The sequence below is a fragment of the Cupriavidus sp. MEYA8 genome (genome assembly GCF_059278825.1).
Genome location: NZ_CM181221.1, coordinates 351,976 through 365,185, shown reverse-complemented (window position 1 = coordinate 365,185; position 13,210 = coordinate 351,976). Strand labels below are relative to the sequence as shown.

Annotated in this window: 13 protein-coding genes; 11 read left to right on the top strand and 2 right to left on the bottom strand. The window is 66.3% G+C overall.

Annotation, left to right across the window (positions count from 1 at the left end):
- Positions 1 to 144 precede the first annotated feature (144 nt).
- The 11 genes from AC5WJ1_RS01715 to AC5WJ1_RS01665 all read left to right on the top strand — a co-directional run bounded on the left by AC5WJ1_RS01715 (position 145) and on the right by AC5WJ1_RS01665 (position 9,647).
- Complete coding sequence (locus AC5WJ1_RS01715; RefSeq protein WP_135704366.1) at positions 145 to 1,128, top strand: KpsF/GutQ family sugar-phosphate isomerase; 984 nt, start codon at positions 145 to 147, stop codon at positions 1,126 to 1,128.
- Positions 1,129 to 1,171: 43 nt separating this feature from the next.
- Positions 1,172 to 1,801, top strand: a complete 630-nt coding sequence (lptC, locus tag AC5WJ1_RS01710) for an LPS export ABC transporter periplasmic protein LptC (protein ID WP_135704364.1) — start codon at positions 1,172 to 1,174, stop codon at positions 1,799 to 1,801.
- 121 nt (positions 1,802 to 1,922) lie between these two features.
- Positions 1,923 to 2,570 (top strand): lipopolysaccharide transport periplasmic protein LptA, encoded by a 648-nt coding sequence (lptA, locus tag AC5WJ1_RS01705; protein ID WP_133093643.1) that lies wholly within the window; start codon positions 1,923 to 1,925, stop codon positions 2,568 to 2,570.
- 68 nt (positions 2,571 to 2,638) lie between these two features.
- Complete coding sequence (gene lptB / locus AC5WJ1_RS01700) at positions 2,639 to 3,439, top strand: LPS export ABC transporter ATP-binding protein (RefSeq protein ID WP_133093642.1); 801 nt, start codon at positions 2,639 to 2,641, stop codon at positions 3,437 to 3,439.
- Between the two features lie 155 nt (positions 3,440 to 3,594).
- Complete coding sequence (locus AC5WJ1_RS01695) at positions 3,595 to 5,073, top strand: RNA polymerase factor sigma-54 (RefSeq protein ID WP_133093641.1); 1,479 nt, start codon at positions 3,595 to 3,597, stop codon at positions 5,071 to 5,073.
- Between the two features lie 48 nt (positions 5,074 to 5,121).
- Positions 5,122 to 5,472, top strand: coding sequence for a ribosome hibernation-promoting factor, HPF/YfiA family (hpf, locus tag AC5WJ1_RS01690; protein ID WP_029046778.1), 351 nt, complete (start codon positions 5,122 to 5,124; stop codon positions 5,470 to 5,472).
- A 368-nt stretch (positions 5,473 to 5,840) separates the two neighbouring features.
- Entirely contained in the window at positions 5,841 to 6,296 is a 456-nt protein-coding gene (gene ptsN, locus AC5WJ1_RS01685) for a PTS IIA-like nitrogen regulatory protein PtsN (RefSeq protein WP_029046777.1), read from the top strand.
- A gap of 79 nt (positions 6,297 to 6,375) precedes the next feature.
- Entirely contained in the window at positions 6,376 to 7,347 is a 972-nt protein-coding gene (gene hprK, locus AC5WJ1_RS01680; RefSeq protein WP_063236682.1) for an HPr(Ser) kinase/phosphatase, read from the top strand.
- Between the two features lie 178 nt (positions 7,348 to 7,525).
- On the top strand, positions 7,526 to 7,858 hold the full coding sequence (locus AC5WJ1_RS01675) for a PsiF family protein (RefSeq protein ID WP_133093640.1): 333 nt from the start codon (positions 7,526 to 7,528) through the stop codon (positions 7,856 to 7,858).
- Between the two features lie 126 nt (positions 7,859 to 7,984).
- The gene (gene rapZ, locus AC5WJ1_RS01670) at positions 7,985 to 8,872 is read left to right on the top strand and encodes an RNase adapter RapZ (RefSeq protein ID WP_135704362.1); all 888 of its coding nucleotides are present in this window, start codon (positions 7,985 to 7,987) and stop codon (positions 8,870 to 8,872) included.
- A gap of 106 nt (positions 8,873 to 8,978) precedes the next feature.
- On the top strand, positions 8,979 to 9,647 hold the full coding sequence (locus AC5WJ1_RS01665) for an LON peptidase substrate-binding domain-containing protein (RefSeq protein ID WP_133093638.1): 669 nt from the start codon (positions 8,979 to 8,981) through the stop codon (positions 9,645 to 9,647).
- An 18-nt stretch (positions 9,648 to 9,665) separates the two neighbouring features.
- Here AC5WJ1_RS01665 and mutY read toward each other — a convergent pair whose 3' ends face one another.
- Complete coding sequence (gene mutY, locus AC5WJ1_RS01660; RefSeq protein WP_494476334.1) at positions 9,666 to 10,838, bottom strand: A/G-specific adenine glycosylase; 1,173 nt, start codon at positions 10,836 to 10,838, stop codon at positions 9,666 to 9,668.
- Positions 10,839 to 10,986: 148 nt separating this feature from the next.
- Positions 10,987 to 12,936 (bottom strand): dynamin family protein, encoded by a 1,950-nt coding sequence (locus AC5WJ1_RS01655; RefSeq protein WP_494476333.1) that lies wholly within the window; start codon positions 12,934 to 12,936, stop codon positions 10,987 to 10,989.
- Between the last annotated feature and the right edge of the window lie 274 nt (positions 12,937 to 13,210).

Genomic DNA, 13,210 nt, shown 5'->3' with positions numbered 1-13,210 from the left:
GTCGGGTGACCGGCCGGGCGCGCGCCCGACCCGGCACGGGCACCCTGCCGGGGAAACTTGGCAAGCGCGTCGATGCGGCGGGCACGCGGGGGCACATCGAGGCAGCCCCGGGCGACGTCGCATTCGTTGGTATACTTCGACGCCATGATAGCCAATTTCGATGCGGATCGAGCACTCAGGCTCGCCCGCGACACACTCCAGACCGAAGCCGAAGCGGTTTCCGCACTTTCCGGCCGCCTGACCGACGACTTTGCCCGTGCCGTGCAGATGATCCTGCAATGCAGCGGGCGCGTGGTGGTCTCCGGTATCGGCAAGTCCGGCCATATCGGGCGCAAGGTGGCGGCGACGCTCGCTTCCACCGGCACCCCCGCGTTCTTCGTGCATCCGGCCGAGGCCAGCCACGGCGACCTGGGCATGGTCACGCGCGACGACGTGCTGATCGCCTTCTCCAATTCCGGCGAAACCGGCGAGTTGCTGTCGATCATCCCGATCGTCAAGCGCATCGGCGCGCGGCTGATCTCGGTCACCGGCAACCCGGAGTCGAACCTCGCCAAGCTGGCCGACGCGCACCTCGACGCGGGCGTGGAAAAGGAAGCCTGCCCGCTCAACCTGGCGCCAACGGCAAGCACCACCGCCGCGCTGGCGCTGGGCGATGCGCTGGCGGTGGCGGTGCTGGACGCGCGCGGCTTCGGCGAAGAAGACTTCGCCCGCTCGCACCCGGGCGGCGCGCTCGGCCGCAAGCTGCTGACCCATGTGCTCGACGTCATGCGCACCGGCAACGCGGTGCCCGAAGTCCGCGAAAACACCCCGCTGGCCCAGGCGCTGATGGAAATCACGCGCAAGGGCATGGCCATGACCGCTGTGGTCGATCCCGACGGCCGTGCCATCGGCGTCTTCACCGACGGCGACCTGCGCCGCCTGCTGGAAACCCCGCGCGACTGGAAGACCGTTCCCATCGGCGAGGTCATGCACCGCAACCCGCATGTGGTCAACCAGAGCCAGCTGGCCGTCGAGGCGGTGCAGGTCATGGAAGCCAACCGCATCAACCAGTTGCTGGTGGTCGACGACGACGGGCGCCTGGTCGGTGCGCTGCATATCCACGACCTGACCCGCGCCAAGGTCATCTGAACGGGGCGCGAGAAGCACCGACAAGCACACCAACAAGCACACCATGCAGGCACTCATCGCCTCCCTCAGCGGCATCGTCATGCGCCTGCTGCCGCTGCTGCTGATGGCCTTCGTCGCCGGCAGCACCTTCTGGCTGGTGCAGATCAACTCGCCCAAGGAAAGCCAGGACACGCAGGCGACCAAGAAGCACGAGCCGGACTATTTCATGGACCGTTTTTCGGCCACGGAACTGGCGCAGGACGGCAGCACCAAGATCCGCTTCACCGGCGAACGCATGGTCCACTTCGAGGACGACCAGACCTACGAGGTCACGCGCCCCGCGCTGCGCGCCTATGAACCGGACCGTCCGCCGGTGACGGCACGGGCCGACCTTGGCCGCATGAACGCCGAAGGCTCGGTGATCGACCTGTACGGCAACGGCCATGTGCTGCGCCAGCAGGGCGCCGACGCCTCCAAGGATCCGCAGCTGACCGCCGCGTCGAGCTATTTCCAGCTGCTGGTCAATGACGACATCGTCAAGACCGACAAGCCGGTAAAGCTGACGCGCGGACCCTCGGTGATGACCGCGAACGGGCTGATCTTCAACAACGTCACCCGCGAAGTACAATTGCTCGGCAATGTACGCGGCACCATCGTCACCGGGCCGTCTCCGGGCCGTACGCCGGGACGCTGACCCGGCCCGCGCGGCCGGCCGCCGCGCAACGGCAATAACGCTGCGCGCCCTGCCTGCCCCGCAAGACCCGCATAACCCGGCCTAACCCGCACCACCACGCCCTCTAGCCACCGCTGCCAACATGACTGCATCCCTGACGACTTCGTCCCGCCGACACGCCGCCCCGGCCCTGCTCGCCACGGCCATGGCCATCGGCCTGCTGCTGGCCCAGCCCGCGCTGGCCGAGCGCGCGGACCGCGACAAGCCGATGGTGCTCGAGGCCGACAACGCCAGCTACGACGACGTCAAGCAGATCTATACGCTGACCGGCAACGTGGTGCTGACCAAGGGCACGATGATCCTGAAGTCGGATGCGGCCGAGCTGCGCACCGACCCCGAGGGCTACCAGTTCGCGGTGGCCACCGCCAAGGCTGGCAAGCAGGCCTATATCCGGCAGAAGCGCGAGGGCGTCGACGAATACATCGACGGCTGGGGCGACCGCATCGAATACGACGGCAAGCAGGAGCTGTCCAAGCTGATCGGCAACGCGCGCATGGCGCGCCTGCAGGGCGCCAAGATGCTCGACGAGATCCGCGGCGCGGTGCTGACCTACGACAGCCGCAAGGAGTTTTACACCGCTGCCGGCGGCAGCGACAACACCTCGGCCGCCAATCCGTCGGGCCGCGTGCGCGCGGTGCTGTCGCCGCGGCAGAACCCGAATGCGCAGGGTTCGGGCAGCGGCTCGCCGCTGGACCTGAAGCCGGCGCCCGCGCCCGCCAACAAACCCTGACGCCTCGCGGGGACCGATGCCCTGCAAGGACCGCCTCCCCGCCTGAAACGCTGAACGCCAGACTGCCAATGACCGATACCGCCACCATCGCCGAAAAGCCTTCCGTCCAAGCCACGGCCGTCCTCGAAGGCGGCAGCACGCTGGTCGTGCGCCACCTGAAGAAGCGCTATGGCTCGCGCACGGTGGTCAAGGATGTCTCGCTGGACGTGAAGAGCGGCGAAGTGGTTGGCCTGCTCGGCCCCAACGGCGCGGGCAAGACCACCTCGTTCTACATGATCGTGGGGCTGGTGAACCTGGACGAGGGCGATATCGTGCTCGACGGCGACCACATCAGCGGCCTGCCGATCCACGAACGCGCGCGCATGGGCCTGTCCTACCTGCCGCAGGAAGCATCGGTCTTCCGCAAGCTCAACGTCGAGGAAAACATCCGCGCCGTGCTCGAGCTGCAGGTGGAAAACGGCAAGCCGCTGGCCAGGGCCGAGATCGACCGCAGGCTCGACGCGCTGCTCGACGACCTGCAGATCGCGCACCTGCGCAACAACCCGGCGCTGTCGCTGTCGGGCGGCGAACGCCGCCGCGTGGAAATCGCGCGCGCGCTGGCATCGTCGCCGCGCTTCATCCTGCTGGATGAACCGTTCGCCGGCGTGGACCCGATCGCAGTGGGCGAGATCCAGCGCATCGTCAGCTTCCTGAAGGCGCGCAACATCGGCGTGCTGATCACCGACCACAACGTGCGCGAGACGCTTGGCATCTGCGACCACGCGTACATCATCAGCGAAGGCACCGTGCTTGCCGCCGGGCGGCCCGAAGAGATCATCGCCAACGAATCGGTGCGGCGCGTCTACCTGGGCGAAAACTTCCGCATGTGATGTACTGGCCTGCCCGCGGCGGCAGGCCATTGATTCTGCCTGGTTTCACCCCCATCATCTGCATGTGGGACAGCCCACTGCCGGCGTCGATCAAGCCGCGACATCGATAGCAATTTCCGTTCCAACAACGGAAAGATGCGCATAAAATAGGTCGCATGAAACCGTCGCTACAGCTCCGCCTCTCCCAGCACCTGGCACTGACGCCGCAACTGCAGCAGTCGATCAGGCTGTTGCAGCTTTCGACGCTGGAATTGCAGCAGGAAGTCGAACAGGCGCTCACGGAAAACCCCCTGCTCGAACGCGAGAACGACTGGATCGAAAGCCCGCTGCGCGTGGCCGCCGATGGCTCGGTCAACCTGCAGAGCGCGCCCGCGCCGGCACCGGCCGAACCGCAAGGCAACGGCGAGGCGCGCGCCGAGGGCGCGGGCGATGACGACAGCTACGGCGACAGCAACAGCGGCGACGACTATGGCGGCGACTGGAGCCTCGACGATTTCGCGCGCCGCCCGCAAGGCGACGAAGACGAGAAGACGCCGATGCAGCTGCGTGAGGCCGAGCCCACGCTGCGCGAATACCTGATGGAACAGCTCACGCCGCTGAAGATCTCGGTGCGCGACAAGGGCCTGGCCATCTTCCTGATCGAATCGCTCGACGACGACGGCTACCTGAGCGCGACGCTCGAAGAGATCTGCGCCGAACTGCCCGAAGAACTCGAATTCGAGATCGAGGAAGTACAAGCGATGCTGACGCTGCTGCAGAGCTTCGACCCGCCGGGCGTCGGCGCGCGCAACGCGGCCGAGTGCCTGGGCCTGCAATTGCGCCGGCTGCAGCATCCGCAGCGCGAGTTGGCGCTGAACATCGTGCATAACCACCTCGAGCTGCTGGCCGTGCGCGACTACACGCGCCTGAAAAAAGCGCTGCAGGTAGACGAGCCTGCACTCAAGGCCGCGCATGAACTGATCCGCTCGCTGGCACCCTACCCGGGCCACGCATACAGCCGCCCCGAAGCCGACTTCGTCGTGCCCGATGTGTTCGTGCGCAAGAGCGGCAGCGGCTGGATCGCGCAGCTCAATCCGGATGTGATGCCGCGGCTGCGCATCAATGACATGTACGCGCAGATCCTGCGCGGCGCCAAGGGCGAGTCGGGTACCGCAGGCCTGCAGCAGAAACTGCAGGAAGCGCGCTGGCTGATCAAGAATATCCAGCAAAGGTTCGACACGATCCTGCGTGTCTCGCAGGCCATTGTCGAGCGTCAAAAGAACTTTTTCACGCACGGCGAAATCGCCATGCGCCCCTTGGTTTTGCGGGAGATTGCCGATACACTGGGATTACACGAGTCAACCATCTCCCGGGTGACGACCAATAAATACATGGCAACGCCGATGGGTACTTTCGAACTGAAGTACTTCTTCGGCAGCCACGTGTCCACCGAGACCGGTGGCGCGGCTTCATCAACGGCCATCCGCGCCTTGATCAAGCAACTGATAGGAGCCGAAGACCCGAGGAATCCCCTTTCCGACAGTCGCATCGCCGAACTGCTGGGTGAGCAAGGCTTCGTTGTCGCACGACGCACCGTAGCCAAATATCGCGAAGCCCTGAAGATCCCCGCAGTGAATCTCCGCAAGTCTTTGTAGCCGAGCCCACCGCCTGCCTGGTGAGGCTCTTTCAGAAGGAGAAGCGCTATGAACTTCAAGATCAGTGGACACCACCTTGACATCACGCCGCCGTTGCGTGAGTACGTGGAAACGAAGCTGGAGCGAATCGTCAGGCATTTCGATCAGGTCATTGGCGTTAGCGTGCTGCTCTCTGTCGACAATCACAAGGAAAAGGACAGGCGGCAATATGCGGAAATCAATCTACATCTCAGGGGCAAGGACATCTTCGTTGAAGCGCATCATGAAGACCTGTATGCAGCGATCGACGCACTAGTCGACAAGCTGGACCGTCAGGTACTGCGCTACAAGGACCGCGTGCAAGGCCACGACCGCGAAGCGGTCAAGTACCAGATGGCCGCAGCGCAGATGCAGCAATGAGCGTGCCCGGTGGCCCCGCAGAGGGCCGCTGAATCAAAACTGAACAGGCAAGCCGCGCGTAGCGCGGCTTTTTTGCGCCTGCGGCGCTGTGGCGCCTGCGCAAAGGGCCTGTCACCCGTTTGAGACGGAGTGTTCGCAACGGCCGCGGCAGGGTGTATGCTGCGCCATACATGCAGGGCCGCATCCTGCCCGCGCCCGGTTAAGGTGCGGACGCCAACCGGGCGGCGCTGCGCTGCACAATCACAGGGAGGCTGCTGCTCTATAATGGCCGGACGCCTCGGCGTTGCCGGCGACCGGCAGCCCCTGAGCCACACACTGCCCGGCGGAACGGCGGAACCGCCCGCTAACTGAACTCCTGCGCATCGCCCATGAATCGTTTGGCCAAATTGCTGCCACCCGGCAACATCACCCTCGACGTCAGCGTCACCAGCAAGAAGCGTGTGTTCGAGCAGGCCGGGCTCCTCTTCGAGAACAACCATGGCGTGGCGCGCGCCACCGTGACGGACAACCTGTTTGCGCGCGAGTCACTGGGCTCCACCGGACTTGGCGCCGGCGTGGCGATCCCTCACGGCCGCATCAAGGGGCTCAAGCAGCCGCTGGCCGCCTTCATGCGCCTGGCCGAACCGATTCCGTTCGAATCGCCCGACGGCAAGCCGGTATCGCTGCTGATTTTCCTGCTGGTGCCGGAACAGGCCACGCAGCAGCACCTGGAAATCCTGTCCGAGATCGCGCAGCTGCTGTCGGATCGCGACATGCGCGAAGGACTGGCGACGTTGCCCACTTCCGAAGCCGTGCACCAGTTGCTGACCGAATGGCATCCCTGATTCACCGATTGACCTGAACGGGCCGGCACAGACCGGACAGGCACAGCGCCTGGCACACCGCCCCACACGTCATACCCGCATGGAACTCACCGGCGTCACCTCCCAGTCCATCTTCGACGACAACGCAGCCGACCTCAAACTCTCATGGGTCGCCGGCCTGGAAGGTGCGGACCGCGCCTTCGACGTGGAATTCGCCCGCGAAGCCACCTCGGCCGCGGACCTGGTGGGCCACCTGAACCTGATCCACCCCAACCGCATCCAGGTGCTCGGCAAGCCCGAGATCACCTACTACCAGCGGCTGGACGACGATATCCGCAAGCGCCAGATGGGCGAGCTGATCCTGCTGGAGCCGCCTTTCCTGGTGGTGGCCGACGGCATGGAGCCGCCGCCGGACCTGGAGCTGCGCTGTACGCGCTCTTCCACGCCGCTGTTCACCACGCCGGTGTCGTCGGCCGCGGTGATCGACCACCTGCGGCTGTACCTGTCGCGCATTTCCGCGCCGCGCGTGACCATGCACGGAGTGTTCCTCGACATCCTCGGCATGGGCGTGCTGATCATGGGCGAATCGGGCCTGGGCAAGAGCGAACTGGGCCTGGAACTGATTTCGCGCGGCCACGGCCTGGTGGCTGACGACGCGGTCGACTTCGTGCGGCTGGGGCCGGACTTCATCGAGGGGCGTTGCCCGCCGCTGCTGCAGAACCTGCTCGAAGTGCGCGGCCTTGGCCTGCTCGACATCAAGACCATCTTCGGCGAGACCGCGGTGCGGCGGAAGATGAAGATCAAGCTGGTGGTGCAGCTGGTGCGCCGCAACGACGGCGAGTTCGAGCGCCTGCCGCTCGATTCGCAATACCTCGACGTGCTGGGCCTGCCGATCCACATGGTCAAGATCCAGGTGGCGGCCGGCCGCAACCTCGCCGTGCTGGTCGAGGCCGCCGTGCGCAACACCATCCTGCGCCTGCGCGGCATCGACACGCTGCGCGATTTCATGGACCGCCAGCGCGCCGCGATGCAGGCCGATGCGGTCTCGCGCGGCCAGGGCCGCCTGCTCTGAGCGGGCTGATTGCCCGCGCACGCGTTTTCAATTGCTTACAACGGCGGCCTCCCCCGCCGTCAACGCCGACGTCCGGTCTGCCGTTTTGTGCTGTAATGGGCATCGAGCCCATTCCAAGGCCGCCACGAGCCCCTGACACCGTGCGGCCGTGATGTTTTCCACACCAAGGAGAGCGAGCATGAAGAAACTGATCGCGATGTGCGCGCTGGTCACCCCGCTGCTGGCATCCGTGGCCTTCGCCCAGTCGGCGTCGGCACCGGCCGCCCCGGCAAAGGACGCCGCCAAGGCGCCCACCGCGCAGCAGGAAAAGATGAAGACCTGCAATACGCAGGCCGGCGACAAGAAGGGCGACGAGCGCAAGGCGTTTATGAAGCAATGCCTGTCGGCCAAGCCGGACGCCACGCCCAAGACCCAGCAGGAAAAGATGGCTGCCTGCAGCAAGGAAGGCAAGGGCAAGAAGGGCGACGAATACAAGGCGTACATGAAGGAGTGCCTGTCGAAGTCGGCCTGAAGCAGGTCTTCTTCCGAAGCAAACCACGGCAATGGCGGACCGCAAGGTTCGCCATCGTTGTTTCCGGGTCCGCAGTCATCCCCCTGTCATGACGCGGCCATCACGTGATGCTATGCTTCAGTTGCTATGCGCATCATCCTCATCACCGGCATTTCCGGTTCAGGCAAGTCCGTCGCACTGAACGTCCTCGAAGATGCGGGGTACTACTGCGTGGACAACCTGCCGGCGCAGTTCATCCCGGAACTGGCCCGCTACCTTTCCAGCCAGGGCTATACGCACCTGGGCATTGCCACCGACATCCGCAGCCGCGAGTCGCTCGACCAGTTGCCCGATACCGTGCGCACGCTCGCCGGCGAGCACCAGGTCGAGGTGCTGTTCCTGACGGCCAGCACGGACGCGCTGGTGCAACGCTACTCCGAGACGCGCCGGCGCCATCCGCTGTCGATCCGCACCGATGGTGGCGTGGCAAGCCCCGGCGGCGAGCCCGCCTTCAACGACACCGCGCTGATGGAAGCGATCGAGATGGAGCGCGAGCTGCTGAGCCCGCTGGCCGAGGCCGCGCACCGCATCGATACCAGCAATGTGCGCACCAATACGCTGCGCAGCTGGATAAAGGAGCTGATCCGCAACGACAGCGAGCGCCTGACGCTGCTGTTCGAATCCTTCGGCTTCAAGCACGGCGTGCCCAGCGACGCCGACATGGTGTTCGACGTGCGCTCGCTGCCCAACCCCTATTACGACCTGGCGCTGCGCCCGCTGACGGGGCGCGACACGCCGGTGATCGATTTCCTGCAGGCGCAGCCGATGGTGCTGGCGATGGCCGAGGATATCCGCGCCTATGTGGAAAAGTGGCTGCCAAGCTTCATCGCCGACAACCGCAGCTACCTGACCGTCGCCATCGGCTGTACCGGCGGGCAGCATCGCTCGGTCTATATTGCGGAAAGGCTCGCCAACTATTTCCGCGCGCATGGTAATGTGCTGGTGAGACACCGAGAGCTCGCGCCGGCGGGCTGACGCCAAGCGCGCGTGCCTGGGGGCACTGGCGGCGTACACGGTCCGGCGGCGCGCCGTTGCTGCATTCTGGCATCCCACTGCATCCCCTTATGCACGCTGGCACCGCATGTCTTCCACCGACCTCTACCGCCCCACCTCGTCCGCCGGGTCCGACCCCGAGCCGCAGACGCTAGACAACCTCCCGCTGTTCCCGCTGCACACCGTGCTCTTTCCCGGTGGCCGGCTGCCGTTGCGCGTGTTCGAGGCGCGCTACGTCGACATGGTGCGCAACTGCCTGCGCGACGGCACGCCGTTCGGCGCCTGCCTGATCGAGAGCGGCGAAGAAGTGGCGCGGCCAGGCAAGGCGACCGTGCCGGAGTCCGTGGGCTGCCTGGCCGAAATCGTCGATTGCAACATGGAGCAGCTGGGCGTGCTGCTGATCCGCGCGCGCGGGCGCGAGCGTTTCCAGATCATCAGCCACGAGACCCGCGACGACGGCCTGCTGGTGGCGCGTGCGCAGGTGCTGCCCGCCGACATCATCGACTGCAAGCTCGAGCTGCTGGGCGAATGCCTGGACGCGCTGCGCCGCATCGTGACGCGGCTGCATGCCGAGCAGCCCGACCGGATGCCGTTCGACGAGCCTTACCTGTGGGACGATCCCAGCTGGGTCGCCAACCGGCTGTGCGAACTGCTGCCGGTGCCGCTGAAGGCCAAGCAGATGCTGATGGCGCTGCCTGACGCGGGCATGCGCATCGAGATCGTGCACCGCTACATGCGGCAGAACCACATCGTCTGAGCGGCGCCGCGGCCGGCTTCAGAACAGGCCGCCGCGGGCCTGGTCTTCCAGCAGCCTGCGCACCGGCGCGGGCGTGCCCAGCGCATCGAGATCGTCGAGCGAGAGCCAGCGCTGTGCCGCTTCCGTGGCGCTGTCCTGCGCCATCAGCTCACCTGGCCCCACATCGACGCGAATCGCGCGGATCAACAGGCGGAAGTGCGTGAAGACGTGGGTCAGTTCGCCCGCCATCGCGGCGCGCACGGGTGCGCCATAGGCGCGGGCGTAGTCGAGCGCGGCGGCTTCGGCGGCTTCCGCATCGAAGGGCACGGTGTCGACCGGCATCTCGGGCAGGCTCCACAGGCCGCCCCAGATGCCGCTGCCGGGGCGCAGCCGCAACAGCACTTCACGCTCGCGCCGCACCATCAGCATCACCGTGCTGCGCTCGGGGGTCGCGGCGCGCGGCTTTGGCGTGGGCAGCACGCCGGTCAACCCTTCGCGGCGCGCCACGCAGTCGGCGGACAGCGGGCACGCGCCGGCATCGGCCAGGCATGCCGGCTTGCCGCGCGAGCAGACCGTCGCGCCGAGGTCCATCAGCCCTTGCGTATAGGCGACCATGTCTTCGGCCTGGCGCGGGCCCGCTGCGGGCAGCGCGGTCTCGGCCAGCTGCCACATGCGCGTTTCCACCGCGCGCTCGCCCGGATGTCCATGGATGCCGAAGCAGCGCGCAAACACGCGCTTGACGTTGCCGTCGAGAATCGGCGAGCGCACGCCGGCGCTGAAGGCGGCGATCGCCGCCGCGGTCGAGCGGCCGATGCCGGGCAGCGTCGCCAGTACCGCGGGATCGGTCGGGAAAACGCCGCCGTGCTCGCTGACCACCTGCATGGCGCAGCGGTGCAGGTTGCGCGCGCGCGAGTAGTAGCCGAGCCCGGCCCAGAGCGCCATCACCTGGTCGGCAGGCGCGGCGGCCAGTGCCTGCACCGTCGGCAATGTGGAGACAAAGCGCTGGAAATACTCGATCACCGCGCTGACCTGGGTCTGCTGCAGCATGATTTCCGACAGCCAGATGCGGTAGGCGTCGCGCGTGTTCTGCCACGGCAGGTCGTGCCGGCCGTGGCTGCGTTGCCAGTTGACGACCCGTGCGCCGAAATTGGGAGGCACCTGGATGTCGTCGGGAATGGCTGCGCTGGCTCGGGGGGCGGACTTGCGGGGCATGGGTACGGCAGTGGTGTGAGCCTGGTGTCGACGACCGGCGTTGCATCGCTCTCGGGGGATGCAGACGTTGTCAGAAAAAAAGCGCCGCTATGCGCGGCGCTACATGATATACCGGCCCGGAAAAACGCTTATCGTCAGCCGCTTCCCGTCACGCCACCGCCAGGCTCGCCTGCTCCGCCCCGGCCGCCGGCCGCAGCAAGCGTTGCGCAAACCCCTCGATCTTGCCGCTGCGCTCATCCAGCCCGTTCAGCACCTCCTCGAGCTCCGCGATACGGCTTTCCAGCGTATCGGTCGCTTCGTGGATGCGCTCGATCGAATCGACGCGCCGGCGCAACTGCTTCTGGTGCTCGCGCACCTGCGCCTCGAGCGGCGTCATCACCGACTTGAGCCACACCTCGATATCGCGATTCAGGTCGCGGAAGTTCTCCAGCACGCGGCTGGCCATGGTGCTGAATGCGTTCTGCACCAGTTGCGGCCGCGAGCGCGTCAGCATGCTGACCGTGCCGAAGTGCGCATGCACCAGCCGCAGCGTTTCCTGCAGCTCGGCCACGTAGCGCTCGGCGGTGAACTGCATCGGCGTGGGCAGCGTGAAGCCATGCTCGGCATTGAAGCGCCGGTACATGCTTTCGATCAGCTGGTGCAACTGCCCGATCTTGTTGTCGGCATCGGTCACCAGCGCGGTGAGCTGGGCGAACAGCGCATCCATGTCCTCGCGCAGGCCGCGCGAGAAGAAGCGCTCCTTCATCTGCTCGCGCGCGGTCCGCATGGTCCGGCGCACGTCGCGCAGCTGCAGGCTCTTGATGATGTCGGCGCTGTGGCGGCCGAACACCAGCCGCAGAGCCTGGAACTTGCTGATGCTCTGCTCGAACTCTTCCTTCTCGCCCTGCACGCGCATCAGCATGTGCTTGACCATCGCGTGGTTCTTGCCGCGCAGCCCGCGCAGCTCGAACAGTTGCTCGACGATATCGCGGCGGCGGCTCTGCAGCAGCTGCTGCGCGGCCCGCGCCATGTCCTGCGCCTGGCGGTGGACCTGATCGGAGACGATGTCGCGCCGCCGCGGGATCAGCTGGTCGGACAGCACATGCTCGAACTCCGGCAAGCCGCTGCGCGCCAGCAGCGCGTCGTCGTGCGTGACCTTTGCCACCAGGCCCTTCTGTGCCGACACGGGATAGACACGCGCCTGCTCGATGCCCAGCACCTGCGCCGTGCTCGAGACCTGCCGCCCGATCTCGCCGGCGATCTCGGCCGGCTGGCGCAGCGGGTCCCACAGCCCGTCGATCTTGTTGAGCACGGCCAGGCAGCCGCGCCGGTGGCCGGCGTCCACGTGGGTGCGCCACAGTTCCAGGTCGCTCTTGGTCACGCCGGCATCGGCGGCCAGCACGAACACCACCACGTGCGCGTCAGGGATCAGGCGCAGCGTCAGCTCGGGCTCGGTGCCGATCGCGTTCAGCCCCGGCGTGTCCAGGATGACCAGCCCCTGGCGCAGCAGCGGATGCGGGAAATTGATCACCGCATGGCGCCAGCGGGATATCTCGACCATGCCCTCGGCATCGACCGCGTAGGCGGCGTCGGGGTCGCTCTCATGGTAGAGGCCCAGCGCCTCGGCTTGCTGCGGCGGCACGCGCACGGTCTGGACCACGTGCTGGAAGGCTTCGAGCATGCCCTCAGGCGAGGACGGATCCAGCGGCACCGTATGCCAGTGTGCCGACGGGCCGGCCTCGAGAAAATCCGCGGTCGAAGCGTCCTGGAGCCTGGTCTCGATCGGCAGCAGCCGGATGCAAGGCGGCTCGGCCTCGTCGTAGCGCAGCTCGGTCGGGCACATCGTGGTGCGGCCCGCCGACGACGGCAGGATGCGGCGCCCGTAGTCGGCGAAGAAGATCGCATTGATCAGTTCGCTCTTGCCGCGCGAGAACTCCGCAATGAAGGCGACCTTGAGCCGGTCGCTGCGCAGCACGTTCTGGATGCGCTGCACGCGGTCGTCGGCCTGCGCGTCGTACAGGTCGTGCTGCTGCAGCCACGACTGGAATTCGGCCAGGGACTGGAGGACCCCCGTTCTCCAGGCGCCGTATTGTTCGAATTGGTGGGCGAGCGTTGTCATGGAGCTGTTCGGCTGACTCGGTTTTTGCCTCGGGGCCGCCGCCGGCGGAGGCGTGCCCGTGTTCCCGCACTGCCGGCCCGCCGCGACCCGGGCGAGCCAATCTGTTCCATTTTTGTAACTTTTTATAACTGCGCACACGATACAGGTTTCCACGGCGGTTTTGTGGAATTCGCGTCCCTTGTGAATGGCGTGCGGGCAGAGTGTTGCGCCGAGCCATCGACAATCGCCGCCGGCGCGCATTGTGCGCCACACGGCGCATCGTAATGGCGGCCAC

Bases quoted from the DNA above. Each gene is read 5' to 3' on its own strand.
- AC5WJ1_RS01715 (WP_135704366.1), top strand. From the start codon at position 145: ATGATAGCCAATTTCGATGCGGATCGAGCACTCAGGCTCGCCCGCGAC.
- lptC (WP_135704364.1), top strand. From the start codon at position 1,172: ATGCAGGCACTCATCGCCTCCCTCAGCGGCATCGTCATGCGCCTGCTG.
- lptA (WP_133093643.1), top strand. From the start codon at position 1,923: ATGACTGCATCCCTGACGACTTCGTCCCGCCGACACGCCGCCCCGGCC.
- lptB (WP_133093642.1), top strand. From the start codon at position 2,639: ATGACCGATACCGCCACCATCGCCGAAAAGCCTTCCGTCCAAGCCACG.
- AC5WJ1_RS01695 (WP_133093641.1), top strand. From the start codon at position 3,595: ATGAAACCGTCGCTACAGCTCCGCCTCTCCCAGCACCTGGCACTGACG.
- hpf (WP_029046778.1), top strand. From the start codon at position 5,122: ATGAACTTCAAGATCAGTGGACACCACCTTGACATCACGCCGCCGTTG.
- ptsN (WP_029046777.1), top strand. From the start codon at position 5,841: ATGAATCGTTTGGCCAAATTGCTGCCACCCGGCAACATCACCCTCGAC.
- hprK (WP_063236682.1), top strand. From the start codon at position 6,376: ATGGAACTCACCGGCGTCACCTCCCAGTCCATCTTCGACGACAACGCA.
- AC5WJ1_RS01675 (WP_133093640.1), top strand. From the start codon at position 7,526: ATGAAGAAACTGATCGCGATGTGCGCGCTGGTCACCCCGCTGCTGGCA.
- rapZ (WP_135704362.1), top strand. From the start codon at position 7,985: ATGCGCATCATCCTCATCACCGGCATTTCCGGTTCAGGCAAGTCCGTC.
- AC5WJ1_RS01665 (WP_133093638.1), top strand. From the start codon at position 8,979: ATGTCTTCCACCGACCTCTACCGCCCCACCTCGTCCGCCGGGTCCGAC.
- mutY (WP_494476334.1), bottom strand. From the start codon at position 10,838: ATGCCCCGCAAGTCCGCCCCCCGAGCCAGCGCAGCCATTCCCGACGAC.
- AC5WJ1_RS01655 (WP_494476333.1), bottom strand. From the start codon at position 12,936: ATGACAACGCTCGCCCACCAATTCGAACAATACGGCGCCTGGAGAACG.